The sequence below is a fragment of the Streptomyces sp. NBC_00523 genome (genome assembly GCF_036346615.1).
Classification (GTDB): Bacteria; Actinomycetota; Actinomycetes; order Streptomycetales; family Streptomycetaceae; genus Streptomyces.
The window spans coordinates 6,531,203-6,556,665 of sequence record NZ_CP107836.1; the positions used below are offsets into that span (position 1 = coordinate 6,531,203).

At 71.8% G+C, this 25,463-nt stretch carries 26 protein-coding genes; 21 read left to right on the top strand and 5 right to left on the bottom strand.

Features of this window, described 5'->3' with window-relative positions; all coding sequences use genetic code 11:
- Window positions 1–22 precede the first annotated feature (22 nt).
- Window positions 23–658 carry a DJ-1/PfpI family protein gene (locus OHS17_RS29460; protein WP_330314607.1) on the top strand — a complete coding sequence of 212 codons (636 nt, stop codon included), beginning with the start codon at window positions 23–25 and terminating at the stop codon, window positions 656–658.
- On the opposite strand, the gene OHS17_RS29465 is transcribed toward OHS17_RS29460, so the two are convergent.
- Window positions 645–1,406 (bottom strand): enoyl-CoA hydratase/isomerase family protein, encoded by a 762-nt coding sequence (locus OHS17_RS29465; protein WP_330314608.1) that lies wholly within the window; start codon window positions 1,404–1,406, stop codon window positions 645–647. The genes OHS17_RS29460 and OHS17_RS29465 overlap by 14 nt on opposite strands.
- A 78-nt stretch (window positions 1,407–1,484) precedes the next feature.
- Between OHS17_RS29465 and OHS17_RS29470 the strand changes: the two genes are divergently transcribed.
- Together OHS17_RS29470 and OHS17_RS29475 are read left to right on the top strand one after the other, a co-directional pair.
- Window positions 1,485–2,129: an HdeD family acid-resistance protein gene (locus OHS17_RS29470; protein WP_018100160.1), complete on the top strand. Its 645-nt coding sequence runs from the start codon at window positions 1,485–1,487 to the stop codon at window positions 2,127–2,129.
- Window positions 2,130–2,262: 133 nt separating this feature from the next.
- A complete protein-coding gene (locus OHS17_RS29475; RefSeq protein WP_026171141.1) occupies window positions 2,263–2,718 on the top strand; it encodes an ATP-binding protein in 456 nt (151 codons plus the stop codon).
- Window positions 2,719–2,737: 19 nt separating this feature from the next.
- Here the strand turns inward: OHS17_RS29475 and idi are convergent, their stop codons facing one another.
- The 4 genes from idi to OHS17_RS29495 all read right to left on the bottom strand — a co-directional run bounded on the left by idi (window position 2,738) and on the right by OHS17_RS29495 (window position 5,547).
- Window positions 2,738–3,331 carry an isopentenyl-diphosphate Delta-isomerase gene (gene idi / locus OHS17_RS29480; protein ID WP_161207366.1) on the bottom strand — a complete coding sequence of 198 codons (594 nt, stop codon included), beginning with the start codon at window positions 3,329–3,331 and terminating at the stop codon, window positions 2,738–2,740.
- A gap of 126 nt (window positions 3,332–3,457) precedes the next feature.
- On the bottom strand, window positions 3,458–3,964 hold the full coding sequence (locus OHS17_RS29485) for a GNAT family N-acetyltransferase (RefSeq protein WP_443066155.1): 507 nt from the start codon (window positions 3,962–3,964) through the stop codon (window positions 3,458–3,460).
- Between the two features lie 103 nt (window positions 3,965–4,067).
- Entirely contained in the window at window positions 4,068–5,006 is a 939-nt protein-coding gene (locus tag OHS17_RS29490) for a cation diffusion facilitator family transporter (protein ID WP_330314609.1), read from the bottom strand.
- Between the two features lie 406 nt (window positions 5,007–5,412).
- Window positions 5,413–5,547 carry a hypothetical protein gene (locus OHS17_RS29495; RefSeq protein ID WP_265539059.1) on the bottom strand — a complete coding sequence of 45 codons (135 nt, stop codon included), beginning with the start codon at window positions 5,545–5,547 and terminating at the stop codon, window positions 5,413–5,415.
- On the opposite strand from OHS17_RS29495, the gene OHS17_RS29500 reads away from it, so the two are divergent.
- The 18 genes from OHS17_RS29500 (at window position 5,485) to OHS17_RS29585 (ending at window position 25,460) form a co-directional block, all read left to right on the top strand.
- Complete coding sequence (locus OHS17_RS29500) at window positions 5,485–7,194, top strand: DUF5941 domain-containing protein (RefSeq protein ID WP_330315391.1); 1,710 nt, start codon at window positions 5,485–5,487, stop codon at window positions 7,192–7,194. The two genes, OHS17_RS29495 and OHS17_RS29500, sit on opposite strands and share 63 nt — an antisense overlap.
- Window positions 7,191–7,928, top strand: a complete 738-nt coding sequence (locus OHS17_RS29505) for a phosphocholine cytidylyltransferase family protein (protein ID WP_330314610.1) — start codon at window positions 7,191–7,193, stop codon at window positions 7,926–7,928. Before OHS17_RS29500 ends, OHS17_RS29505 begins: the two co-directional genes overlap by 4 nt.
- Window positions 7,916–8,977 carry an iron-containing alcohol dehydrogenase family protein gene (locus tag OHS17_RS29510; protein WP_330314611.1) on the top strand — a complete coding sequence of 354 codons (1,062 nt, stop codon included), beginning with the start codon at window positions 7,916–7,918 and terminating at the stop codon, window positions 8,975–8,977. Before OHS17_RS29505 ends, OHS17_RS29510 begins: the two co-directional genes overlap by 13 nt.
- Entirely contained in the window at window positions 8,955–9,734 is a 780-nt protein-coding gene (locus tag OHS17_RS29515; RefSeq protein WP_161212425.1) for a CDP-alcohol phosphatidyltransferase family protein, read from the top strand. Before OHS17_RS29510 ends, OHS17_RS29515 begins: the two co-directional genes overlap by 23 nt.
- 8 nt (window positions 9,735–9,742) lie before the next feature.
- On the top strand, window positions 9,743–10,615 hold the full coding sequence (locus OHS17_RS29520; protein WP_018100150.1) for a glycosyltransferase family 2 protein: 873 nt from the start codon (window positions 9,743–9,745) through the stop codon (window positions 10,613–10,615).
- 106 nt (window positions 10,616–10,721) lie between these two features.
- Window positions 10,722–11,651, top strand: coding sequence for an ABC transporter permease (locus OHS17_RS29525; protein WP_161212426.1), 930 nt, complete (start codon window positions 10,722–10,724; stop codon window positions 11,649–11,651).
- A complete protein-coding gene (locus OHS17_RS29530) occupies window positions 11,644–12,429 on the top strand; it encodes an ABC transporter ATP-binding protein (protein ID WP_018100148.1) in 786 nt (261 codons plus the stop codon). Before OHS17_RS29525 ends, OHS17_RS29530 begins: the two co-directional genes overlap by 8 nt.
- 442 nt (window positions 12,430–12,871) lie before the next feature.
- Window positions 12,872–13,792, top strand: a complete 921-nt coding sequence (hpnC, locus tag OHS17_RS29535) for a squalene synthase HpnC (protein WP_330314612.1) — start codon at window positions 12,872–12,874, stop codon at window positions 13,790–13,792.
- On the top strand, window positions 13,789–14,742 hold the full coding sequence (gene hpnD / locus OHS17_RS29540) for a presqualene diphosphate synthase HpnD (protein ID WP_073861724.1): 954 nt from the start codon (window positions 13,789–13,791) through the stop codon (window positions 14,740–14,742). The genes hpnC and hpnD overlap by 4 nt, the downstream gene beginning before the upstream one ends.
- 149 nt (window positions 14,743–14,891) lie before the next feature.
- The gene (hpnE, locus tag OHS17_RS29545) at window positions 14,892–16,280 is read left to right on the top strand and encodes a hydroxysqualene dehydroxylase HpnE (RefSeq protein WP_330314613.1); all 1,389 of its coding nucleotides are present in this window, start codon (window positions 14,892–14,894) and stop codon (window positions 16,278–16,280) included.
- Window positions 16,277–17,380, top strand: a complete 1,104-nt coding sequence (locus OHS17_RS29550) for a polyprenyl synthetase family protein (RefSeq protein ID WP_330314614.1) — start codon at window positions 16,277–16,279, stop codon at window positions 17,378–17,380. The genes hpnE and OHS17_RS29550 overlap by 4 nt, the downstream gene beginning before the upstream one ends.
- 106 nt (window positions 17,381–17,486) lie before the next feature.
- Entirely contained in the window at window positions 17,487–19,490 is a 2,004-nt protein-coding gene (shc, locus tag OHS17_RS29555) for a squalene--hopene cyclase (RefSeq protein WP_330314615.1), read from the top strand.
- Entirely contained in the window at window positions 19,490–20,140 is a 651-nt protein-coding gene (locus tag OHS17_RS29560; protein WP_330314616.1) for a phosphorylase family protein, read from the top strand. The genes shc and OHS17_RS29560 overlap by 1 nt, the downstream gene beginning before the upstream one ends.
- 5 nt (window positions 20,141–20,145) lie before the next feature.
- The gene (hpnH, locus tag OHS17_RS29565) at window positions 20,146–21,165 is read left to right on the top strand and encodes an adenosyl-hopene transferase HpnH (RefSeq protein ID WP_330314617.1); all 1,020 of its coding nucleotides are present in this window, start codon (window positions 20,146–20,148) and stop codon (window positions 21,163–21,165) included.
- Between the two features lie 82 nt (window positions 21,166–21,247).
- Window positions 21,248–23,176, top strand: coding sequence for a 1-deoxy-D-xylulose-5-phosphate synthase (gene dxs, locus OHS17_RS29570; RefSeq protein ID WP_330314618.1), 1,929 nt, complete (start codon window positions 21,248–21,250; stop codon window positions 23,174–23,176).
- Entirely contained in the window at window positions 23,173–24,570 is a 1,398-nt protein-coding gene (locus OHS17_RS29575; protein WP_018100139.1) for an aspartate aminotransferase family protein, read from the top strand. The genes dxs and OHS17_RS29575 overlap by 4 nt, the downstream gene beginning before the upstream one ends.
- A gap of 62 nt (window positions 24,571–24,632) precedes the next feature.
- Window positions 24,633–25,241, top strand: a complete 609-nt coding sequence (locus OHS17_RS29580; RefSeq protein WP_330314619.1) for a helix-turn-helix domain-containing protein — start codon at window positions 24,633–24,635, stop codon at window positions 25,239–25,241.
- Window positions 25,242–25,283: 42 nt separating this feature from the next.
- On the top strand, window positions 25,284–25,460 hold the full coding sequence (locus OHS17_RS29585; protein ID WP_018100137.1) for a DUF6126 family protein: 177 nt from the start codon (window positions 25,284–25,286) through the stop codon (window positions 25,458–25,460).
- The last annotated feature ends 3 nt before the right edge of the window (window positions 25,461–25,463 follow it).

The following is a 25,463-nucleotide window of genomic DNA, read 5'->3' on the forward strand; positions in this document are numbered from 1 at the left end:
CCACTCGACAGACGGGAAAACCATGCAGATCGCCATCGCTCTCTTCGACCGCTTCACCGCGCTGGACGCCGTCGGCCCGTACGAGATCCTGTCCCGCGCCCCCGGCGCCGAGGCGGTCTTCGTCGCCGAACGGGCGGGCTCGGTACGCAACGACAGCGGCAGCCTCGACCTGGTCGCCCACCGCACCTTCGACGAGGTACCCGCCCCCGACCTGGTGATCGTCCCCGGCGGCCCCGGTCAGCACCACCAGATGGAGAACGAGAACCTGCTCGGGTGGCTGCGCCGCGCGGACGAGGTCACCACCTGGACGACCTCCGTCTGCACCGGATCGCTGCTGCTGGCGGCGGCCGGGCTCCTGAAGGGGCGGCGCGCCACCTCGCACTGGCTCGCCCTGGACACCCTGAAGGGCCACGGCGCCGAACCCACCGGCGAACGCGTCGTCCTCGACGGCAAGTACGTCACCGCCGCCGGTGTCTCGGCCGGGATCGACATGGGCCTCACCCTGCTCGGCCGCATCGCCGGCGACCGGACCGCCCAGGCCGTACAGCTGCTCACCGAGTACGACCCCCAGCCGCCCTACGACGCCGGGTCGCCGGCCAAGGCACCGGCCGACCTGGTCGAGGAGTGGCGGGGCCGGAGCCGCTTCATGCTTCAGTAGGCGCCCAGGTGAAGCGGGGCGCGCGGCGCTCCAGGAAGGCGGCGACCCCCTCCGCGGTGTCGCCGCTGCCCCGCGCCTGCCCGGCCCAGTGCGCGTCCCGGTCCTCGCGCCCGGCCGCGAACTCCTTGGCGGCGGCCTGGGTCAGCCGGGACCGGGACACCAGGGTGCGTACGTAGGCGGCGACCCGCTCGTCCAGCCCGTCGGCCGGCAGCACCTCGTCCACCAGGCCCGTCCGCAGCGCCCGCTCCGTGTCGATCAGCTCACCGGAGAACAGCAGGTGCTTGGCCGTCGCCGGACCCGTGAGGGCGACGAGGCGGCGGGTGGACGACGCGGGGTAGACGATGCCCAGCTTGGCCGGGGTGACCCCGAACAGGGCGCCCTCGGCCGCGAAGCGCAGATCGCAGGCGGCGGCGAGCTGGCTCCCGCCGCCCACGCAGTACCCGCGCACCGCCGCGAGGGTCGGCAGTGGGAACGCGGCCAGCGCCTCCTCGGCCGCCACGGCCAGGCTCTGCGGATCGCTCCCGGGATCCCGCAGCGAGGAGATGTCGGCGCCCGCGCAGAAGGTGTCGCCCGCGCCCGTCAGGACCAGGGCGCCCACGAAGGGATCGGCGGCCAGCTTCCCGAGCAGGACCGGCAGCGCCTCCCACATGGCGGCCGTCATCGCGTTGCGCTTGGCGGAATTGCTGATGACGACGGTGGCGACGCCGTCCGCGACGGTCTGCTCCAGCCGGGGTTCCGTACGGTCCATGGCCGGATGCTATCCGTGGTGTTCGAACCTACGATCAAGAAGGGGTCGCGAAACAGGCACGCACCCGAGGAGCCCCACGTGGACGGTCCCGAACGCGAAGGCAGGAAGCTCCACCGCAGCTTCGGCGGTCTGGCCCTGCTCGGCATCCTGCTCGTCATCGCCGGCCTGGTCGGCCTCGTCTACACCGGCGTCGCGACGCTCACCTCGATGATCCTGTTCGGCTGGCTGCTCCTCGTCGGCGGCCTCGTCGGCCTGGTGCACGCCGTCCAGTCGCGCGGCACCAACTACTTCTGGCTGGGCGTGGTGGTCGCCGCGCTGAACATCGCCGCCGGAGTCGTCGTCATCCGCCATCCGCACGGCACCGCCGAGGCGCTGACCATGTTCGCCGCGCTGCTCTTCCTGACCGGCGGGGTCTTCCGGCTCGTCGGCAGCGTCGTGGTGCGCGGCCCGCAGTTCGGCTGGACCCTGCTCCAGGGCGCCTTCGGGCTGCTCCTCGGCCTGCTCGTCCTCTTCGACTGGCCGCACAGCAGCCTCTACGTACTCGGCTGCTTCTTCTCGCTGGCCCTGCTCTTCGACGGGCTCGGGCTCATCGCCATCGGGATCGGCGGCCGGCGCATCGTCTCGATGGTCTCCGAGCAGATGGCGTCGGGTGAAGACAAGGGGGACAAGGGAGAAGGAACGGACCCGCTCACCCAGGACGGTCAGAAGCGGTCCGAAAACTGACGCTCTCGCGCGAATGAAGTCGAGTCCGGTCAATAGGAGTCGACTTCTGTTCAATAGTACGGACCGGAGCAACCCCGCCCGCCACCCTGTACTCGACGTGAAGTCACTACGAGTGGAGAGCGGGTACCGGACTATGGAGAGCCGCGGGAGTACCCCCGCCCGGCCCGTGCCGTACGAAGGGGTCTGGCGCTTCACCGCCCCGGCCTCGGACGTCTCCGTACCCCAGGCCCGGCACGCCGTACGCGATCTGCTGAAGCGCCAGAACGTGCCGATCGAGGACGACATCGCCCAGGGCCTGCTGCTCATCGTCTCCGAGCTGGTCACCAACGCCGTCAAGCACGCGGCGCTGCTCTCGCCCGAGCTCGCCGTGGAGGTGGCCGTGGGCGAGGACTGGGTCAGGGTGTCCGTCGAGGACAACCACCCGTACCGCCCGACGGCCCTGGAGACCGACTACGCGCAGACCGGCGGCCGGGGCCTGCTGCTGGTCCGCGAGATCACCCGGGAAGCGGGCGGCACCTGCGACGTCGAGCACACCGCGGGCGGCGGCAAGGTCATCTGGGCGGCCCTGCCGCTGAGCACCGCCCTCTGACCCCTCCGCCGCACCGGACCTACCAGCCGGCGCCGTCCCCGGTCAGCTCGCGGATCGCCGGCCGGGCGGCGTCCAGCACGGTCATGAACCACGCGGAGAACGGCTCACGGGCATGCCGCTCGGCCAGCTCGGCCGCCGTCACGAAGGCCGTCCCGCCGACCTCCTCCGGATCGGGCCGCAGCCGCTCCTGCGCGAGGCCCACGAAGAGGTGGTTGAACTCCTGCTCCACCAGGCCCGACGCCGGGTCCGGGTGGTTGTAGCGGACGGTGCCCGCCGCGGCCAGCAGCGACGGCGAGATCCCCAGCTCCTCGTACGTGCGCCGGGCGGCGGCGGCGAAGGGCGCCTCACCCGGGTAGGGGTGGCCGCAGCAGGTGTTGGACCAGACACCGGGGGAGTGGTACTTGCCCAGGGCGCGCTGCTGGAGCAGCAGCCGGCCCTGCTCGTCGAAGAGGAACACGGAGAACGCGCGGTGCAGCTGGCCGGGCGCCTGGTGGGCGGCGAGCTTCTCCGCCGTACCGATGGTGGTGCCGTTCTCATCGACCAGTTCGAGCATGATCGCTTCCGCTGTGCCGTTCGACGAGGTGTTCGCCGCGGTGACTGGTGTGGTCGGCATACCCATCCTTCGCTGTGGTCCCGGCCCCGTGCAGCCGGTCCCGTCGAGTCTGCTCAAGTCTGCCGTACAAAAGCGGCTTGTCCGTACTTAGGGTCCTGGCATGTCCGCCCCGCCCCGGCCGGTTTCTCAGACCCCGAAGGCGGGCGGATACTCAATCGTGCCCCTCGGGACCGGCGCGGAATCATCGAGCACCAACGCCATCATCGCCTCGTCCGGAACGTCGAAGGACGGCCGGATTCCGTACCGCGAGGCCGGTACGAAGCCGAACCTCGGGTAGTACTCGGGGTGCCCGAGGACCAGCACCAGCGGCTCCCCGTACTCCCGCGCCGCCTCCAGCAGACCCCGCACCACTGCCGAGCCGGCGCCGCGGCGCTGGTGCTCCGGCGCCGTGGCGACCGGCGCCAGGGCGAGGGCGGGCGCGCCACCCACCCGGCAGCGGGTCAGCAGGGCGAACGCGGCGACCGAGCCGTCGGGCGACTGTGCGACGTACGAGAGGCCGGGCATCCAGGCGTCGGGATCCGCGCGCAGCGATTCCACCAGCGCGGCCTCCGCCTCCGTCGGGAACGCGGCGGCGTTCACGGCGTGCACGGCGGGGAAGTCGTCCCGCGTCTCGGGACGGACGGTCCAGGTCATGTCGGTCAACGTGGGGACCCTCGGGTGGGCGGGCACCGGCCGGCGGGCCGGTTCGTACACGTCCGCGAAACCCTACACCTCGGACCGCACACGGATCCGGGGCTCAGTGGCAGAGCCGCGCCTCGTGCTCCGCGTGGCCGCTCGGCTCCAGCTGGAAGGTGCAGTGCTCCACGTCGAAGTGGTCGCCGAGGCAGCCCTGGAGCTCGTGCAGCAGCTTCTCGTGGCCGATCGAGTCGAGCAGGTCCTGCTGCACCACCACATGGGCGGAGAGCACCGGCATCCCCGAGGTGATCGTCCAGGCGTGCAGATCGTGGACGTCCAGTACGCCGGGCAGCGCCGTGATGTGGTCGCGCACCTCGGCCATGTCGACGCCTGCGGGCGCCGCCTCCAGGAGCACGTTCAGCGTCTCGCGCAGCAGTCGCACCGCGCGCGGGACGATCATGAGCCCGATGACCAGTGAAGCGATGGGGTCCGCCGCCTGCCAGCCGGTCGCCATGACGATGCCCGCCGAGACCAGCACCGTCACCGAGCCCAGCGTGTCCGCCAGCACCTCCAGATAGGCGCCGCGCACATTGAGGCTCTCCTGCTGCCCGCGCGTCAGCAGCGACAGCGACACCGCGTTCGCGACGAGACCCACCAGGGCGAAGGCGATCGTGAGCCCGCCCCGGGTCTCCGTCGGATCGATGAAGCGCTGTACGGCCTCGTAGAGCAGATAGCCGCCCACCCCGAGCAGCAGACAGCAGTTGGCCAGGGCTGCCAGGATCTCCGCCCGGGCGTAGCCGAAGGTGCGGTTCGGGCCGGCCGGCCGGTTCGCGAAATGGATCGCCAGCAGGGCGAGCCCGAGCCCCAGGGAATCGGTGGCCATGTGGGCCGCGTCCGCGATCAGGGCGAGCGAGCCGGACAGCACACCGCCGACGACCTCCATGACCGTGACGGCCAGGGTGATGCAGAGCGCGATGCGCAGCCGCCCCTTGTGCGCGGCGGCCGCCGTGCCGGTGAGCGCCGGCCCGTGCGCATGTCCGTGATCGTGCCCTGCCCCCATGGGGACGCCTCCCGGTCGTCTCGCGGACCCGGGCTTCCGGCCCGGGCTCTGCCAGTCAACTACGGGTGGGGGGTATCGGGCAACACGGCACTGAACACCGTTATCAACGTCCCTGACCTGCGGAAACGTGTGCAGGTCAGAGCGCTGGTACGGCGGAGGGCCACCCGGCTTTGTCAGGCGGGGCGGCCATCGACAATGATGATCGCGGACGGAGCGCGTGGTCCGGCCCCACCTGGAACGGGGCGCGAACGGGCAGTGAACTCGCGCTTCCGTTCATCCGATAGCCTCTGCCGACATGCCGCCGGCCGCTTCTGGCCGCACTGTCGCGTGCCGATCCGTGTCAGCACCCAAGGAGTGAGTTCGTCTGTCGACCGCCATTCTCACAGGTGCTCCGCTGCCCGGATCGTCACTGGAGGACGATCTGCGGTCGCTGGGCTTCGACGTCCGGGCAGCCGCCGACGTCACCGAAGCGGCCACCCTGCTGGCCGCCGTCCCGGCGGCCCACCGCGTCGCCCTGGTCGACCCCCGCTTCGTCGGCCACCGCCACGCCCTGCGGCTCGCCCTGACCGACCCCCGCTTCCCCGCGGCGGCCGTGCCCGGCGCCCTCACCGCACAGGCCGAGGCGCGCCCCGCCCTGGTCGGCGCCCTGCGCGCCACCACCGACGCGGTCGGCGCCGGAGTGCCCGCGGGCGGCACCGCCACGGTCACCGACCGCACGGTGCCCGGCCGGCTCGCCGCGGCCATGGAGGCCGGGGGCACCGAGGTGCAGCGCCCCGAGCTGGGCTCGCTCGTCGCCACCGTGCCCGCCGACGAGACCGCCCGCGCCGCCGCCCGTACGGACGTCGAGGCCGTGGACGACGAGGCGGTCCGGTTGCGCAGCGCGGTGAAGGCCCGCGACGGCTTCTTCACCACCCACTTCATCAGCCCGTACTCGCGCTACATCGCCCGCTGGTGCGCGCGCCGGGGGCTCACCCCGAACCAGGTCACCACCGCGTCCCTGCTCACCGCGCTGATAGCGGCCGGCTGCGCGGCCACCGGCACCCGGGGCGGCTACGTCGCGGCGGGCGTCCTGCTCCTGTTCTCCTTCGTCCTGGACTGCACCGACGGGCAGCTGGCCCGCTACTCCCTGCAGTACTCCACGATGGGCGCCTGGCTGGACGCCACCTTCGACCGCGCCAAGGAGTACGCCTACTACGCGGGCCTCGCCCTCGGCGCCGCCCGCAACGGCGACGACGTCTGGGCGCTGGCGCTCGGCGCGATGGTCCTCCAGTCCTGCCGCCACATCATCGACTTCTCGTTCAACGAGGCCAACCACGACGCGGTGGCGAACAGCAGCCCCACGGCCGCCCTCTCCGACAAGCTCGACAGCGTCGGCTGGACGGTCTGGCTGCGCCGCATGATCGTGCTCCCGATCGGCGAGCGCTGGGCGATGATCGCCGTCCTCACCGCGGTCACCACCCCGCGCATCGTCTTCTACGCCCTCCTCATCGGCTGCGCCTTCGCCGCCTGCTACACCACAGCGGGCCGCCTCCTGCGCTCCCTGACCCGCAAGGCCCGGCGCACCGACCGCGCCGCCCAGGCCCTCGCCGATCTCGCGGACTCCGGCCCCATCGCCCAGCTGATCGCCGCCCGGGGCCCGAAGATCGGCGGCGCCTGGACCGCCCCCGCGGTCGCCCTCGTCGGCACCGGGGCGCTGATCGCCGCCGCGCTCCAGCAGCCCTTCGGCAGCCGCCAGACGGTCATCGCCGCCGTCTTCTACGCGGTCTGCTCCGGGATAGCCGTGGCGCGCCCCCTCAAGGGCGCACTCGACTGGCTCGTGCCCCCGGTCTTCCGGGCCGCCGAGTACTGCACGGTCCTGATCCTGGCCGCCCGCAGCGACATCGACGGGGCGCTCCCCGCGGCCTTCGGCCTGGTCTCGGCCGTCGCCTACCATCACTACGACACGGTGTACCGCATCCGAGGCGGCACCGGCGCCCCGCCCCAGTGGCTGGTGCGCACGATCGGCGGACACGAGGGCCGGACCCTGGTCGTGGCCGTGCTCGCCGCCGCACTCACCGGAGCCTCCGGTTTCACCACGGCGCTCACCGTGCTCGCCGTGGCCGTGGCAGTGATCGTGCTGGTGGAGTCCATCCGCTTCTGGGTGTCCTCCGGGGCGCCCGCCGTTCACGACGAAGGAGAAACCGCATGATCGGCCTCGTACTGGCAGCCGGCGCGGGACGGCGCCTGCGCCCCTACACCGACACGCTGCCCAAGGCGCTCGTGCCGGTGGACGGCGACAAGACGATCCTCGACCTCACGCTGGCCAACTTCGCCGAGATCGGGCTCACCGAGGTCGCGATCGTCGTCGGCTACCGCAAGGAGGCCGTCTACGCCCGCAAGGAGGAGCTGGAGGCCACGTACGGCCTGAAGCTCACCCTCGTGGACAACGACAAGGCCGAGGAGTGGAACAACGCCTACTCCCTGTGGTGCGCCCGTGAGCAGCTGAAGCGCGGGGTGCTCCTCGCCAACGGCGACACCGTGCACCCGGTCTCCGTCGAGAAGACCCTGCTGGCCGCGCGCGGCGACGGGCAGAAGATCATCCTCGCCCTCGACACGGTGAAGTCCCTCGCCGACGAGGAGATGAAGGTCGTCGTCGAGGACGGCAAGGGCGTCCGGCGGATCACCAAGCTGATGGACCCGGCCGAGGCCACCGGCGAGTACATCGGCCTCACCCTCATCGAGGCCGAGGCCGCGGAGGAACTGGCCGACGCGCTGAAGGCCACCTTCGAGCGCGACCCGGACCTCTACTACGAGGACGGCTACCAGGAGCTCGTCAACCGCGGCTTCACCGTGGACGTCGCCCCCATCGGTGACGTCAGCTGGGTCGAGATCGACAACCACGACGACCTCGCGAAGGGCCGGGAGATCGCGTGCCGGTACTGACCCGACTCATCCCGTCCCCGGTCTTCGTGGACATCAGCCGGGGTGCCATGCACGACCTGGCCGGTCTCCTCGCCGACCAGCGGATCTCCGCCTCCGGCAAGCTCGCCATCGCGATCAGCGGCGGCTCCGGCCTGGCCCTGCGCGAGAAGCTGGCCCCGGCCCTGCCGGGCGCCGACTGGTACTGCGTCGCCGGCGGCAACATCGACGCCGCGGTGCAGCTGGCCGACGACATCAAGGGCAAGCGCTACGACGCCGTGGTCGGCCTCGGCGGCGGCAAGATCATCGACGTCGCGAAGTACGCCGCGGCCCGGGTCGGCCTGCCGCTGGTCTCGGTCGCCACGAACCTCGCCCACGACGGCCTCTGCTCGCCCGTCGCCACCCTGGACAACGACAACGGCCGGGGCTCCTACGGCGTCCCCATGCCCATCGCCATGGTGATCGACCTGTCGGTGATCCGCGCCGCCCCCGACCGCTTCGTGCGGTCCGGCATCGGCGACGCGATCTCCAACATCTCCGCCATCGCCGACTGGGAGCTCTCGCACCAGGTCAACGGCGAGCAGATCGACGGACTGGCCGCCGCCATGGCCCGTACCGCGGGCGAAGCCGTCCTGCGCCACCCCGGCACCGTCGCCGACGACGAGTTCCTCACCGTCCTCGCCGAGTCGCTGGTGCTCTCCGGTATCGCCATCTCGATCAGCGGCGACACCCGGCCCTCGTCCGGCGCCTGCCACGAGATCAGCCACGCGTTCGACCTGCTCTTCCCGAAGCGGGCCGCCAGCCACGGCGAGCAGGTCGGCCTCGGCGCCGCCTTCGCCATGCACCTGCGCGGGGCCGTGGACGAGTCCGGCCTCTTCGCCGACGTACTGCGCAGGCACGGTCTGCCGGTCACGCCCGAGGAGATCGGCTTCACCGCCGACGAATTCGTCCAGGCCGTCGAGTACGCGCCCCAGACCCGCCCGGGACGCTTCACGGTCCTGGAACACCTCAGCCTCTCCACCGACCAGATCAGGGACGCGTACGTCGACTATGCCAAGACCATCAGTAGCTGAACTCCGCCCGGTCGTTCACCCGCCGGGCGTCAAGGACCGGCGCAGCGGTGAGCACTGGGCGGGCCGGATATACATGCGCGAGGTCTCCCTGCGCATCGACCGGTACCTGGTGAACACCAAGGTCACGCCCAACCAGCTGACCTACCTGATGACGCTGGCCGGAGTGCTCGCCGCCCCCGCACTGCTCGTCCCGGGCATCTGGGGCGCGGTGCTCGGCGTCGTCATGGTCCAGCTGTACCTGCTGCTCGACTGCGTGGACGGCGAGATCGCGCGCTGGAAGAAGCAGTTCTCGCTCGGCGGCGTCTACCTCGACCGGGTCGGCGCCTACCTGTGCGACGCGGCCGTCCTCGTCGGCTTCGGCCTGCGCGCCGCCGACCTGTGGGGCACCGGCCGGATCGACTGGCTGTGGGCCTTCCTCGGCACGCTCGCCGCGCTCGGCGCGATCCTGATCAAGGCCGAGACGGACCTGGTCGGCGTCGCCCGCCACCAGGGCGGACTGCCGCCGGTCAAGGAGTCCGCCTCCGAGCCGCGCTCCTCCGGCATGGCGTTCGCCCGCCGGGCCGCCGGTGCGCTGAAGTTCCACCGGCTCATCCTGTGCGTCGAGGCGTCCCTGGTCATCCTCGTCGCGGCGATCCTCGACGCGGTGCGGGACGACTTCTTCTTCAGCCGCCTCGCGGTCGCGGTCCTGGCGGGCATCGCCCTGCTCCAGACCCTGCTGCACCTCGTGTCGGTCCTGGCATCGAGCAGGCTGAAGTGAGCACACCCATGAAACTCGGCGCGGTCATCATCACCATGGGCAACCGCCCGGCCGAGCTGCGCGCCCTGCTCGATTCGGTCGCCGCCCAGGAGGGCGACCGGATCGAGGTGGTCGTCGTCGGCAACGGCTCGCCCGTCCCCGACGTCCCCCCGGGCGTCCGCACCGTCGAGCTGCCCGAGAACCTCGGCATCCCCGGCGGCCGGAACGTCGGCATCGAGGCGTTCGGGCCCTCCGGCGCCGATGTGGACGCCCTGCTCTTCCTGGACGACGACGGGCTGCTGCCCCTCACCGACACCGCGGAGCTGTGCCGGAAGGCGTTCGCCGAGGACGCCCGGCTCGGCATCATCAGTTTCCGCATCGCGGACCCCGAGACCGGGGTCACCCAGCGCCGGCACGTGCCCCGGCTGCGCGCCGCCGACCCGATGCGCTCGTCCCGCGTGACGACGTTCCTGGGCGGCGCCAACGCGGTGCGCACCCGGGTGCTGGCCGAGGTCGGCCCGCTGCCGGGCGACTTCTTCTACGCGCACGAGGAGACGGACCTCGCCTGGCGGGCGCTGGACGCCGGCTGGCTGATCGACTACCGCGCGGACATGGTGCTGCACCACCCCACCACGGCCCCGTCCCGCCATGCCGTCTACCACCGCATGGTGGCCCGCAACCGGGTCTGGCTGGCCCGGCGCAACCTCCCCGCGCCCCTCGTCCCGGTGTACCTCGGGGTGTGGATGCTGCTGACCCTGCTGCGCAGGCCGTCCGGCGAGGCGCTGAAGGCGTGGTTCGGCGGATTCCGGGAAGGCTGGCGGACGCCCTGCGGACCGCGCCGCCCGATGAAGTGGCGTACGGTGTGGCGACTGACCAGGCTGGGCCGCCCTCCGGTCATCTGAGAGGCTCCCCTCTGGGAGCATGAGGCGTATTTTTCTTGTCGGGACCTGTCCGCCCTGAGCCGCGCCCGCGACTGGCTGCGCATTTCGAATACGAGAGTTTCTTCTGGTGAGTGACACAACCCATGGCGGCGCGGTTGCGGTGAGCAGCCCGCCCTCAGCCGACGACGGCCTGAGCGCGGCCGAGCTGGCCGCGAAGTACGGCCTTGCGGTCAGCGGTGCCCGGCCCGGACTCCTCGAGTACGTGCGCCAGCTCCAGGGGCGGCGCCATTTCATCCTGGCGTTCTCCCGGGCCAAGCTGACCGCCCAGTACAGCCAGGCGAAGCTGGGCCAGCTGTGGCAGGTGGCGACCCCGCTCCTGAACGCGGCGGTCTACTTCCTCATCTTCGGGCTGATCCTCGGCACGAAGAAGGGGATCCCGCAGGAGGTCTTCATCCCGTTCCTGGTGACCGGGGTGTTCGTCTTCACCTTCACGCAGAGCTCCGTGATGGCCGGTGTACGCGCGATCTCCGGGAACCTCGGCCTGGTCAGGGCCCTGCACTTCCCGCGCGCCTCGTTGCCGATCTCCTTCTCGCTCCAGCAGCTCCAGCAGCTGCTGTACTCGATGATCGTGCTGATCGCGGTCACGGTCGGATTCGGCAGCTACCCCCGGCTCTCCTGGCTGCTGGTGCTCCCCGCGCTGGCGATGCAGTTCTTCTTCAACACCGGACTGGCGCTCGCCATGGCCAGAATGGGCGCCAAGACCCCGGACCTGGCGCAGCTGATGCCGTTCGTCATGCGGACCTGGATGTACGCCTCCGGCGTCATGTTCTCCATCCCGGTGATGCTCGCGGACAAGCCGGCCTGGATCACCGACGTGCTCCAGTACAACCCGGCGGCCATCTACATGGACCTGGTCAGGTTCGCCCTGATCGACGGATACGGCTCCGAGAACCTGCCGGACCACGTCTGGGTGGTCGCCCTCGCCTGGTCGATCGTGGTGGGCATCGTGGGCTTCGTGTACTTCTGGAAGGCAGAGGAACGGTACGGCCGTGGCTGACGACAACACCGCGGGGCGCGTCCCCACCGTGATCGCCGACGACGTGCACATCGTGTACCGGGTCAACGGCGGCGGCGGTGGCAAGGGCAGCGCCACCGCGGCACTGAGCCGGATCATGCGCCGCGAGAAGGGCCAGGAGCGCGGGGTGCGCAAGGTGCACGCCGTGCGCGGGGTCACCTTCACCGCCTACCGGGGCGAGGCGATCGGGCTCATCGGGACGAACGGCTCCGGCAAGTCGACGCTGCTCCGCGCCATCGCGGGCCTGCTGCCGACGGAGAGCGGCAGCGTCTACACGGACGGCCAGCCCTCGCTGCTCGGCGTCAACGCCGCGCTGATGAGCGATCTGACCGGCGAACGCAACGTGGTGCTCGGCGGCCTCGCGATGGGCATGAGCCGCGAGGAGATCCGCGAGCGCTACGAGGACATCGTGGAGTTCTCCGGCATCAACGACAAGGGCGACTTCATCACCCTGCCGATGCGCACCTACTCCTCCGGCATGGCCGCCCGCCTCCGCTTCTCCATCGCGGCCGCCAAGAACCACGACGTCCTCATGATCGACGAGGCGCTGGCGACCGGTGACCGCAAGTTCCAGATCCGCTCCGAGGCGCGGATCAGGGAGCTGCGCAAGGAGGCCGGCACGGTCTTCCTGGTCAGCCACAGCAACAAGTCGATCCGGGACACCTGCAACCGGGTCCTGTGGCTGGAGAAGGGCGAGCTCCTGATGGACGGCCCGACCGAAGAGGTCCTGCGGGCCTACGAGCGGGAGACCGGCAAGTAGGACGCCCCGCGTCGCACGGCACTCGGCCCCCACCGGAGACCCTTCCGGCGGGGGCCGTTCCGCGTCCGGAGTGTGGACCGGAGTCCGGACATCCGCGCCTCGTCGTACGGCGGCCGTCGCGATCTCCTCCCGCCGGATGACGTGAACGCGCTCCCGCGGGGGGAAAGTTGACGCGGGCCCCGGGGCCGGTGCCGTGCGGCCCGTACCCCGGCGTTTGGATGAGCGTTGTACAACGTAAGCTGTACCGGTGCTGATTCGCCGCAAGTGGGGCGATACCGCCTGGGAGGACGGCCGGGAGCCGTCCTCGGCACTCGGAAGGGCGGGCGGCGTGTCCGGAATGGGGTATTTTGGGTCAGCAGTGTAGAACGGGAGTTGTGACGGCTATGACGGAAGATCTCCCGCTCCGAGGTGCTCACGCCGTCCCCGCGCAGGGCGGTCCGCAGTGACCCGTACCCGGCAGGCGCGGCTCGATACCGCCGCATCCGGAACCCTCGGCAAGGCAGCCCACGAGAACTTTCCGGTCGCCCCCTTCTTCCTGCCGCGCGCCTGGCGCGACGACCTCATGGCCGTCTACGGCTTCGCCCGGCTCGTGGACGACATCGGCGACGGCGACCTCGCCCCCGGTGGCGCCGACGCCGTGCACCTCGGGCTCGAACCGGCCCAGAGCGACGACCGGCTCGCGATGCTCGACGCGCTCGAGACCGACCTGCACCGCGTCTTCGCGACCACCGGCGAGACCCCGCACCACCCGTTGATGCGGGCATTGCGCCCCACCGCCCGGCGCCGCGCGCTCACCCCCGAGCCGTTCATCGGCCTCATCGAGGCCAACCGGCAGGACCAGAAGGTCCGCCGCTACGGCACGTACGAGGAACTGCTCGCCTACTGCGAGCTCTCCGCCAACCCCGTCGGCCGCCTCGTCCTCCAGCTCACCGGGACCGCGAGCCCCGAACGGCTGCGCCGCTCCGACGCCGTGTGCACCGCACTGCAGATCGTGGAGCACCTCCAGGACGTCGCCGAGGACCTCGGCCGCGACCGCATCTATCTTCCGGCCGAGGACATGGCCCGCTTCCACGTCGGCGAGACCGACCTCGCGGCGCCCACCGCCAACGCCTCGGTCCGCTCCCTGATCGCGTACGAAGCGGAACGCGCCCGGGATCTGCTGAATGAAGGCACCCCCCTGGTGGGTAGCGTCCACGGCAGGCTCAGGCTGCTTCTCGCCGGATTCGTGGGAGGAGGACGCGCCGCCCTCACCGCGATCGCGGCCGCCGGATTCGACGTACTGCCCGGACCGCCCGGACCCACCAAGCCCAGCCTGCTGCGCGAAGTGGGAGTTGTTTTGCGAAAAGCGCGTAGAGAGGGATGAGCCGGACCGTGGAGGGACAGACGACGTACATGTCGGCACCGGTACAGGCCGCTTACAGTTACTGCGAGGCCGTCACCGGACAGCAGGCGCGCAACTTCGCGTACGGCATCAGGCTGCTGCCGGCCGAGAAGCGGCAGGCCATGTCGGCCCTGTACGCCCTCTCCCGCCGGGTGGACGACATCGGCGACGGCGAACTGGAGCCGGAGACCAAGCGCGTCCGCCTGGAGAGCACCCGCACCCTGCTCGACCGCGTCCGCGCCGGCAAGGTCGAGGAGGACGACACCGACCCGGTCGCCGTCGCGCTCGCCGACGCCGCCCGCAGGTTCCCGCTGCCGCTCGACGGGCTCGACGAGCTCATCGACGGCGTCCTGATGGACGTGGACGGTGCCGTCTACGAGACCTGGGACGACCTCAAGGTCTACTGCCGGTGCGTCGCGGGCGCCATCGGGCGCCTGAGCCTCGGCGTGTTCGGCACGGAGCCCGGCGCTCCCGGCGCCGAGCGCGCCCCCGAGTACGCCGACACCCTCGGCCTCGCCCTCCAGCTGACGAACATCCTGCGCGACGTCCGCGAGGACGCGGGCAACGGCCGCACCTACCTGCCCGCCGACGACCTCGCCAAGTTCGGCTGCTCCGCGGGCTTCCAACGGGCCACCCCGCCGCCCGGCTCCGACTTCGCGGGCCTCGTCCACTTCGAGGTCCGGCGCGCCCGCGCCCTGTTCGCCGAGGGCTACCGGCTGCTGCCGATGCTCGACCGGCGCAGCGGCGCCTGCGTGGCGGCCATGGCCGGCATCTACCGCAGGCTCCTCGACCGCATCGAGCGCGACCCCGAGGCGGTGCTGCGCGGCCGGGTCTCGCTCCCGGGTCACGAGAAGGCGTACGTCGCGGTGCGCGGCCTGTCCGGTCTCGACGCCCGGCACATCTCACGGCGCACGGCCCGAGGGCGTGTCTGAATGCGCCTCAGGTACATCTCGCGCACCATGTGCATCAAGGACGAACGCGGCGGACGGCGGGCAACCCCCGCCCGGGCCGCCGCGTCCCTGTCTGGGCAGGACCGATCCGAGCAGGGCCGATGGGCGAGCAGCCGGCGAGAGGGGGACGCATGAACGACGACGCGACGCGTCCGTCCCGCGCGGTCGTGATCGGCGGCGGGCTCGCCGGTGTCACGGCGGCGCTCCGCCTGGCCGACGCCGGGCTTGACGTGACCCTGCTCGAAGGGCGGCCCCGGCTCGGCGGCCTCGCCTTCTCGTTCCGCCGGGGCGAGCTGACGGTCGACAACGGCCAGCACGTCTACCTGCGCTGCTGCACCGCCTACCGCTGGTTCCTCGACCGGGTCGACGGCGCCCGCCTGGCACCCCTGCAAAACCGTTTGGACGTGCCCGTTCTGGACGTCGGGCGGCCCGCGGGCCCCCGCCTCGGACGGCTGCGCCGCAACGCGCTCCCGGTCCCGCTGCACCTCGCCGCCGGGCTCGCCGGATACCCGCACCTCTCGCTCGCCGAACGCGCCGGTGTCGCCCGCGCCGCGCTCGCCCTCGGCCGGCTCGACCCGGACGACCCGGCCCTCGACGCCGAGGACTTCGGCAGCTGGCTCGCCCGGCACGGCCAGTCGCCGCGCACCATCGAGGCGCTGTGGGACCTCGTCGGCGTCGCCACCCTCAACGCCACCGCCCCCAACGCCTCGCTCGGGCTCGCCGCGAAGGTCTTCAAGACCGGGCTGCTCTCCGACGCGGGCGCCGCCGACATCGGCTGGGCCGCCGTACCCCTCGGGGACATCCACGACACGATGAGCCGCAAGGCCCTCGACTCGGCCGGGGTCCGCACCGAACTGCGCACCAAGGCCCACGGCCTCGCCCGCACCGAGGACGGGCACTGGGTGGTGGACACCGGCGCCGAACGGATCGAGGCGGAGACCGTCGTCCTGGCCGTGCCGCAGCGCGAGACCCACGACCTGCTGCCCGAGGGCGCGCTCGACGCACCGGACAAGCTCCTGGAGATCGGTACATCACCGATCCTCAACGTGCACGTCGTCTACGACCGCAAGGTGCTCAAGCGGCCCTTCTTCGCCGCGCTCGGCTCCCCGGTCCAGTGGGTCTTCGACCGCACCGAGGCCTCCGGCCTCACCGGACCCGGGCAGTACCTCGCGGTCTCCCAGTCCGCGGCCGACGAGGAGATCGAACTGCCCGTCGCCGAGCTGCGCGCCCGCTACCTGCCGGAGCTGGAACGGCTGCTGCCCGCCGCCCGGGGCGCCGGCATCCGGGACTTCTTCGTCACCCGCGAGCGCACCGCGACCTTCGCGCCCGCACCCGGCGTCGGCCGGCTGCGCCCCGGGACGCTCACCCGCGCCCCGGGACTCTTCCTGGCAGGTGCCTGGACCGCCACCGGCTGGCCCGCCACGATGGAGGGCGCGGTCCGCAGTGGCGCGGGTGCCGCGGACGCCGCGCTCCTGGCGCTCGGCCGCCCCCATGAACATCCGCTGCAGGAGGCGGCATGAGCAGTACCACCGGAACAAGAGGAGAGTCAGTGACCCCGGCGAATCCGGCTTCCGACACCGTGGCGGACACCACGGACGTCACCGCGCTTCTGGAGCGCGGACGGGCCCTTTCCACGCCGGTGCTCCGGGCCGCCGTCGACCGGCTCGCACCGCCCATGGACACCGTGGCCGCCTATCACTTCGGCTGGATCGACGCCCAGGGCAGGCCCGCCGACGGCGACGGCGGCAAGGCCGTCCGCCCGGCCCTGGCCCTGCTGTCCGCCGAGGCGGCCGGCGCCGCGGCCGAGGCCGGCATTCCCGGCGCCGTCGCGGTCGAACTCGTGCACAACTTCTCGCTGCTGCACGACGACCTGATGGACGGCGACGAGCAGCGGCGCCACCGCGACACCGTATGGAAGGTGCACGGCCCCGCCCAGGCCATCCTGGTCGGCGACGCCCTGTTCGCCCTGGCCAACGAGGTCCTGCTGGAGCTCGGCACGGCGGAGGCGGGCCGGGCGGCCCGGCGGCTGACCACGGCGAGCCGCAAGCTCATCGACGGACAGGCCCAGGACATCTCGTACGAGCACCGCGAGCGCGTCACGGTCGAGGAGTGTCTGGAGATGGAGGGCAACAAGACCGGCGCCCTCCTCGCCTGCGCCTGCTCCATCGGCGCGGTGCTCGGCGGCGCCGACGACCGCACGGCCGACGTCCTGGAGGCGTACGGCCACCACCTCGGGCTCGCCTTCCAGGCGGTCGACGACCTGCTCGGCATCTGGGGCGACCCCGAGTCCACCGGCAAGCAGACCTGGAGCGATCTGCGCCAGCGCAAGAAGTCCCTGCCGGTCGTCGCCGCGCTCGCCGCGGGCGGACCGGCCTCCGAGCGCCTGGGCGAGCTGCTCGCCGCCGACGCCAAGAGCAGCGACTTCGACAGCTTCTCCGAGGAGGAGTTCGCCGCCCGTGCGGCGCTCATCGAGGAGGCGGGCGGCCGCGAGTGGACCGCCCAGGAGGCGCGTCGTCAGCATGCGGTCGCCATAGAGGTGCTGCACGGTGTCGACATGCCGGAACCCGTGCGGGCGCAGCTCACCGCGCTCGCGGACTTCGTCGTCGTACGAAAGAGATGATCACTATCTGGTCCATATGACTCGCAGTCGCCGGCCGGCGCCCCCACGGGCGCCGGCCGACGGAGACCCCAGCACAGCAGAGGACCACCTGCACGAAGGGGAAGCCATGACAGCGACGACCGACGGAAGCACCGGGGCCGTTGACCCCCGCGCAGCCTCGGCCAGGAGAACGACAACCGAATCAACCATCGCCGGGGACGGTGTACTCGCCGCCGCGCGGCGGGCCGCGGAGCGCTCGGTGGAGCACCTCCTCGGCAGGCAGGACGAGCAGGGCTGGTGGAAGGGGGACCTCGCCACCAACGTCACGATGGACGCCGAGGACCTGCTGCTCCGTCAGTTCCTCGGCATCCAGGACCCCGCCACGGTCCGGGCGGCCGCGGGATTCATCCGCGGCGAACAGCTCGGCGACGGGACGTGGGCGACCTTCCACGGCGGCCCCGCGGACCTCTCCACCACCATCGAGGCGTACGTCGCGCTGAGGCTGGCGGGCGACCGGCCCGAGGACCCGCACATGGTCCGCGCCGCGGGCTGGGTCCGGGAGCAGGGCGGCATCGCCGCGAGCCGGGTCTTCACCCGGATCTGGCTGGCCCTCTTCGGCTGGTGGAAGTGGGACGACCTGCCGGAGCTCCCCCCGGAGCTGATGTTCTTCCCGAAGTGGGTCCCGCTCAACATCTACGACTTCGGCTGCTGGGCCCGCCAGACCATCGTGCCGCTCACCATCGTGTCGGCGAAGCGGCCGGTCCGGCCCGCCCCCTTCGCCCTGGACGAGCTGCACACCGACCCCGCGAACCCGAATCCGCCCAAGCGCCCGGCGCCCGCGCGGAGTTGGGACGGGCTCTTCCAGCGGCTCGACAAGGCGCTGCACGTCTACCACCGGTTCGCGCCGCGCCGGCTGCGCCGGGTCGCGATGAACGCCGCGGCCCGCTGGATCATCGAACGCCAGGAGAACGACGGCTGCTGGGGCGGCATCCAGCCGCCCGCCGTCTACTCGGTCATCGCCCTGCACCTCCTCGGCTACGACCTCGAACACCCGGTGATGCGGGCGGGCCTCGAATCGCTCGACCGCTTCGCCGTGTGGCGCGAGGACGGCACCCGCATGATCGAGGCGTGCCAGTCCCCGGTCTGGGACACTTGCCTGGCCACCATCGCGCTCGCCGACGCCGGGGTCGCCCCCGACCACCCGGCGCTCGTGAGGGCGGCGGACTGGATGCTCGCCGAGGAGATCGTCCGGCCGGGCGACTGGGCGGTGCGCAGGCCCGGACTGGAGCCCGGCGGCTGGGCGTTCGAGTTCCACAACGACAACTACCCCGACATCGACGACACCGCGGAGGTGGTCCTCGCCCTGCGCCGGGTCCGCCACCCCGACCAGGCCCGGGTGGACGCCGCGATCGAGCGCGGTGTGCGCTGGAACGTCGGCATGCGGTCCCGCAACGGGGCCTGGGGCGCGTTCGACGCGGACAACACCAGCCCCTTCCCCAACCGGCTGCCCTTCTGCGACTTCGGCGAGGTCATCGACCCGCCGTCCGCCGACGTCACCGGGCACGTGGTGGAGATGCTGGCCGTCGAGGGCCGCGCCGAACACCCCGTCACCCGGCGCGGCATCGAGTGGCTGCTGTCCGAACAGGACCCGGGCGGCGGCTGGTTCGGGCGCTGGGGCGTCAACTACGTCTACGGAACGGGGTCGGTGGTCCCCGCGCTGACCGCCGCCGGGCTGCCCCCGTCGCACCCGGCGATCCGGCGCGCGGTCGAGTGGCTGGAGTCCGTCCAGAACGACGACGGCGGCTGGGGCGAGGACCTGCGCTCCTACAGCGAGGAGAAGTGGATCGGCCAGGGGGCGTCCACCGCCTCCCAGACCGCCTGGGCCCTCCTCGCGCTGCTCGCCGCGGGGCGGCGGGACACCGTCGCCGTGACCCGGGGCATCGCCTGGCTGACCGAGACCCAGCAGGCCGACGGCTCCTGGGACGAGCCCTACTTCACCGGCACCGGGTTCCCCTGGGACTTCTCCATCAACTACCACCTCTACCGGCAGGTCTTCCCGCTCACCGCCCTCGGGCGGTACGTCCACGGCGACCCGTTCGCGGGCCGCACGCCGACGCGCGAGGGGGCCTGATGGCAGAGGCCGGGCCGGCCGGCCCGCTGCTGATCGCCTGCGCGCTCGGCATCGAACAGTTCGCCCTGCGCACCGGCAGGGGGAGGGCGGTGGACGCCCCGGACCGGGTCACCGTGCTCCGTACCGGCATGGGCCCCAGGGCGGCCGAGACCGCCGTGGCGCGCGCGCTCGGACGGGACGGCGGGGCGCCGGACACCGCGGTCATCGCCTCGGGGTTCTGCGCCGGCCTCGCGCCCGGGATGCACCCGGGCGACCTGGTGGTGGCCGAGGAGACCCGGGCGGCCGGGGACCCCGTCCCGTGCACCGGTGCGGAGCTGCTGGCCGAAGCGCTGGCCAGGGCCGTACCGGGGCGCACCGTACACACCGGCCCGCTCACCGGGTCCGACCATGTCGTCCGGGGACATGAGCGGGCCGAGCTGCGGGCCACCGGGGCGATCGCGGTGGACATGGAGTCCGCCGCCACCCTGCGCACCGCCCTGCGGTCCGGGCCACGCCCGGTTGCCGCCGTACGGGTGGTCGTGGACGCTCCGGAGCATGAGCTCGTCCGCATCGGCACGTTCCGCGGTGGAATATCGGCTTTCCGCGTTCTTCGTGCCGTCCTGCCGGCTTTCTATGAATGGCACCGATCTTTGCTGCTCCCCAGGAGGTGAGCTAGATGGCCATGCCGCTTCGTCAGTCCATCAAGGTTGCGACGTACCTCATTGAACAAAAGCTCCGCAAGCGGGACAAGTTCCCGCTGATCGTCGAGCTGGAGCCGTTGTACGCCTGCAACCTCGCCTGCGAGGGCTGCGGGAAGATCCAGCACCCGGCCGGAGTCCTCAAGCAGCGCATGCCCGTGGCCCAGGCCGTGGGCGCCGTGCTCGAATCGGGCGCCCCGATGGTCTCCATCGCCGGCGGCGAACCGCTGATGCACCCTCAGATCGATGAGATCGTGCGCCAGCTGGTGGCGAAGAGGAAGTACGTCTTCCTCTGCACCAACGCGATGCTGCTGCGCAAGAAGATCGAGAAGTTCACGCCCTCGCCCTACTTCGCGTTCGCCGTGCACATCGACGGGCTGCGCGAGCGGCACGACGAATCGGTCGCCAAGGAAGGGGTGTTCGACGAGGCGGTGGCGGCGATCAAGGAGGCCAAGCGGCGCGGCTTCCGGGTCACCACCAACTCCACCTTCTTCAACACCGACACCCCGCAGACCATCATCGAGGTGCTCAACTACCTCAACGACGACCTCAAGGTCGACGAGATGATGATCTCGCCCGCCTACGCGTACGAGAAGGCTCCCGACCAGGAGCACTTCCTGGGCGTCGAGCAGACCCGCGAGCTGTTCAAGAAGTCCTTCGCCGGCGGCAACCGGAGCCGGTGGCGGCTGAACCACTCGCCGCTCTTCCTGGACTTCCTGGAGGGCAAGGCCGACTTCCCGTGCACCGCCTGGGCCATCCCCAACTACTCCCTGTTCGGCTGGCAGCGGCCCTGCTACCTGATGAGTGACGGATACGTTCCGACGTACCGCCAGCTCATCGAGGACACCGACTGGGACAAGTACGGCCGGGGCAAGGACCCGCGCTGCGCCAACTGCATGGCGCACTGCGGCTACGAACCCACCGCCGTCCTCGCCACCATGGGCTCCCTGAAGGAGTCCCTGCGTGCCATGCGTGAAACCGTCGGCGGCAACGGCTGAGCCTCGACACCCGGCCGGGCTCCCGCGCGGAGCCCGGCCATCACCTTGAGCAGGAACAGGACCACAGAGAGGGGGCCCGGGCATGACGCTGCTGCAGAGCATCCGGGGGCCGCACGATCTGAAGGCACTGAACGCGTCACAACTCGGCGAACTCGCCGACGACATCCGCACGTTCCTGGTGCAGGCCGTGGCCAGGACCGGGGGCCATCTGGGCCCCAACCTCGGGGTGGTGGAGCTGACCATCGCCCTGCACCGGGTCTTCGACTCGCCCGTCGACCGCATCCTGTGGGACACCGGCCACCAGAGCTACGTGCACAAACTGCTCACCGGACGCCAGGACTTCTCCAAGCTGCGCGGCAAGGGCGGGCTCTCCGGCTACCCGTCCCGCGAGGAGTCCGAGCACGACGTCATCGAGAACTCGCACGCCTCCACCGTCCTCGGCTGGGCCGACGGTCTGGCCAAGGCCGACGAGGTACGCGGACGCGGCAGCCACGTCGTCGCCGTCATCGGGGACGGGGCCCTCACCGGCGGCATGGCCTGGGAGGCGCTGAACAACATCGCCGCCGCCAAGGACCGCCCGCTGATCGTCGTCGTCAACGACAACGAGCGCTCGTACGCGCCCACGATCGGCGGTCTCGCCCGCCACCTCGCCACCCTGCGTACCACCGACGGCTACGAACGCTTCCTGTCGTGGGGCAAGGGCCTCCTGGAACGCACCCCCGTCATCGGGCAGCCGCTGCACGGGGCCCTGCACGGGGCCAAGAAGGGCTTCAAGGACTTCGTCGCCCCGCAGGGCATGTTCGAGGACCTGGGGCTGAAGTACATCGGCCCGGTCGACGGACACGACACCGCCGCCGTCGAGGCCGCCCTGCACCGCGCCAAGGGCTTCCGGGGCCCGGTCCTCGTCCACTGCATCACCGAGAAGGGCCGCGGTTACGCTCCCGCCCTCCAGGACGAGGCCGACCGCTTCCACGCCGTCGGCGCGATGGACCCCCTGACCTGTGTCCCGCTCGTGCCCGCCGCCGGCCCCTCCTGGACCTCCGTGTTCGCGGACGCGATCGCGGCGATCGGGGCGGAGCGCCCGGACGTCGTCGCGCTCACCGCCGCGATGCGGGACCCGGTAGGGCTGACGAAGTTCGCCGAGGCGTTCCCGGACCGCGTCTGGGACGTGGGCATCGCGGAGCAGCACGCGGCGGTCAGTGCGGCGGGGCTCGCCACGGGCGGGCTGCACCCGGTCGTCGCCGTCTACGCCACCTTCCTCAACCGGGCGTTCGACCAGCTCCTGATGGACGTCGCCCTGCACCGGTGCGGGGTCACCTTCGTCCTGGACCGGGCCGGGGTCACCGGGCCCGACGGCGCCTCGCACAACGGCATGTGGGACCTGTCCGTGCTCCAGGTCGTGCCCGGGCTGCGGATCGCGGCCCCGCGCGACGCGGAACGGCTGCGCGAGGAACTGCGCGAGGCGGTCGCCGTGGACGACGCGCCGACCCTGGTGCGGTTCCCGAAGGAGTCGGTCGGGGAGGACATCGGGGCGGTCGGCCGGATCGGCGGGATGGACGTGCTGCGGCGCGACGAGGACGCCGATGTGCTCCTCGTCGCCGTCGGCGTGATGGCCTCCGTCTGCCTGCGCACCGCCGAACTGCTGTCCGGCGCCGGCATCCGCTGCACCGTGGTGGACCCCCGCTGGGTCAAGCCGGTCGACGCGGCGCTGCCACCGCTCGCCGCCGCGCACCGGCTCATTGCGGTGGTCGAGGACAACAGCCGGGCCGGGGGCGTCGGTTCGGCGGTCGGGCAGGCGCTCCGGGACGCGGGCGTCGACGTGCCGCTGCGCACCTTCGGCATCCCCGAGCAGTTCCTCGCGCACGGCAAGCGGTCCGAGGTGCTGGCCGACATCGGACTCACACCGGTCGAGATCGCCGGCCGGATCAGCGCCGTCACGGCCGCCCGGAAGGCGGCCGGCGGCACGGGGCAGGACGCTCCGGGCAACGGGCACAAGGAGAGCGGGGCATGAAGGACGACGAGCCCAAGGGCTTCGATCTGGCGCGGCTTCTCGCCGAGCGCGGCGCCGAGCGCTACGAGCTGCACAGCAAGCACCTCAACCACCAGCTCCCGCGCATGCTGCACACCATCGGCTTCGACAAGGTCTACGAACGGGCCGAGGGCGCGCACTTCTGGGACGCGGACGGCAACGACTACCTCGACATGCTCGCCGGATTCGGCGTCATGGGGCTCGGCCGGCACCACCCCGTCGTACGCAAGGCGCTGCACGACGTCCTCGACGCCTCGCTCGCCGACCTGACCCGGTTCGACTGCCAGCCGCTGCCCGGGTTGCTCGCCGAGAAGCTGCTCAGCCACAGCCCGCACCTGGACCGGGTGTTCTTCGGCAACAGCGGCACCGAGGCCGTCGAGACGGCCCTCAAGTTCGCCCGGTACGCCACCGGCCGGCCGCGGGTCCTGTACTGCGACCACGCCTTCCACGGGCTGACCACCGGCTCGCTCTCGGTCAACGGCGAGGGCGGCTTCCGGGACGGCTTCGCCCCGCTGCTGCCCGACACCGCGATCCCGCTCGGCGACCTCGCCGCGCTGAGCAGGGAGCTGAAGCGCGGCGACGTGGCCGCCCTGGTGGTGGAGCCGATCCAGGGCAAGGGGGTGCTCGCCGCGCCGCCCGGCTATCTGCGCGAGGCCCAGGAGCTGCTGCGCAAGCACAAGGCCCTCCTCATCGCCGACGAGGTGCAGACCGGCCTCGGCAGGACCGGCGACTTCTACGCGTACCAGCACGAGGAAGGCGTGGAACCGGACCTCGTCTGCGTCGCCAAGGCGCTCTCCGGCGGCTATGTCCCGGTCGGGGCGACGCTCGGCAAGGACTGGATCTTCAAGCGCGTCTACTCCTCGATGGACCGGGTCCTCGTCCACTCCGCGAGCTTCGGCTCCAACGCCCAGGCCATGGCGGCGGGGCTCGCGGTGCTGTCGGTGATGGAGGACGAGGAGACCGTCGCGCACGCGCGCCGCACCGGCGACCTGCTCCGCGAGCGGCTGTCCGCGCTCGTCGGGCGCTACGAGCTGCTGCACGAGGTGCGGGGGCGCGGGCTGATGATCGGCATCGAGTTCGGCCGCCCCACCTCGCTGAAGCTGCGCAGCCGCTGGACCATGCTCCAGGCGGCCCGCAAGGGGCTCTTCGCGCAGATGGTCGTCGTGCCGCTGCTCCAGAAGCACCGCATCCTGACCCAGGTCTCCGGCGACCACCTCGAAGTGATCAAGCTGATCCCGCCGCTGGTCATCGATGACGCGGACGTCGACCGCTTCGTGGAGGCGTTCACCGCCGTCATGGACGACGCGCACAGCGGCGGGGGACTGATGTGGGACTTCGGGCGGACCCTGGTGAAGCAGGCCGTCGCCAACCGCTGAGACGTTTTTGCCCCTGAGGCAAGAAATTTGCCTCAGGGGAAAGTCTTTGGCCCAATGGAGGCATGAATCCTCCGGACGACCTGGCAGCCGATGAGCTGCCCGGTGTCGCGCCACGCCTGCGCGATCTGCGCCGAGGCCGTGGTCTCACCCTGGAGACCGCGGCCCAGCGGGCCGGGCTCTCGCCCGCCCACCTCTCCCGGCTCGAAACGGCCCGGCGCCAGCCCTCGCTGCCGATGCTGCTCCAGCTGGCCAGGATCTACGGTACGACGGTCTCCGAGCTCCTCGGCGAGACGCCCCCGGAGCGGGACGCCATCGTTCGCGGCCGCCCGTTCGAGGGCGCGGCCGCCGACGGCTGGCTGTACCAGCAGGCCGGCGGCTCCGGCCGGGCCATGCAGGCGCTGCGCGTCCGCGTCCCGTACGGCGCCCAGGGCGACCTGGTCCGCGTCCACCCCGGCGAGGAGTGGCTGTACGTCCTGACCGGCCGCCTCCGGGTGACGCTCGGCGAGACGGTGCACGACCTCGCGCCCGGCGACGGCGCGCACTTCGACTCCCTCACCCCGCACCGGATCGCGGCCCCCGAACCCGAGGGCGCCGAGCTGCTCTTCGTCCACACCCTGCTGCAGAGCCCCGCCGCCGACCTGTGCCTCGGCGGCCGGGTCCACCGCGCCTGAGACGTATCGGCCGCCGGACCCCGGCAGCCAGAGAGGCCAGTCATGTCCGATTCAGAGCACTACGACCCGCTCACTCCGGCCCCGCGCCCCGGCGCCGACAGCCAGGAGAAGAAGATGCCGCGCGGGCTCGTCATCCGGCTCTTCGCCTACCTCGTGGCCGGGCACGTCATCGCCGCGTTCCTGTATCTGCTCTTCGCGGTCGGCATGCACAACCAGTAGGCC